The sequence below is a fragment of the Baaleninema sp. genome, assembly GCF_049974805.1.
Classification (GTDB): Bacteria; Cyanobacteriota; Cyanobacteriia; order Cyanobacteriales; family Geitlerinemataceae; genus Baaleninema.
This window is the reverse complement of sequence record NZ_JBNGCO010000051.1, coordinates 1-413: the sequence shown is the minus strand read 5'-3', so window position 1 is coordinate 413 and position 413 is coordinate 1. Positions and strand designations below refer to the sequence as shown.

Here is a 413-nt window from a genome sequence, read left to right as displayed (position 1 = left end):
ACCACAATGATGTCAGAAGCTGGGGCCGAGATTGCCCTCACAGAAGTTGACCCGGCGCTGCTCACCCCCCAGACACCCCTAGCGCTGCACGTCCTGGAGCAATCGCTGGCGGTGCAGGCCCAGGTCGTGCACCTGCAACAGCGGGAGGATGATCTACCCCTACTGCGGGTGGAGTTTTTGCCCCTGGCGGTGGAACAACAGCGATCGCTGGTGGAGCTGCTCTACTGTCGCCCCGGTCAGTGGCGCAGCCGCTGCGCCCCCGGCGAACTGCAATCGATTTGGCTGCTGATTAAGGTGCTGCTCCAGCCCGAGGTGTTGGTAAACCGTCGGGGTAAGATTCGCCCCATTGAGATCGTCAAGGGCTGGAGACAGAGTTTAAATTTCTCACTAAAATTGTTTAAAGTTACTCAAGC

General features: G+C 58.6%; 1 protein-coding gene. It reads left to right on the top strand.

Annotated features, from left to right (window positions below; genetic code table 11):
• Positions 1-413, top strand: a 413-nt coding sequence (locus ACP5D4_RS11460) for a PilZ domain-containing protein (RefSeq protein ID WP_428011763.1), incomplete at both ends; no start/stop codon positions are given.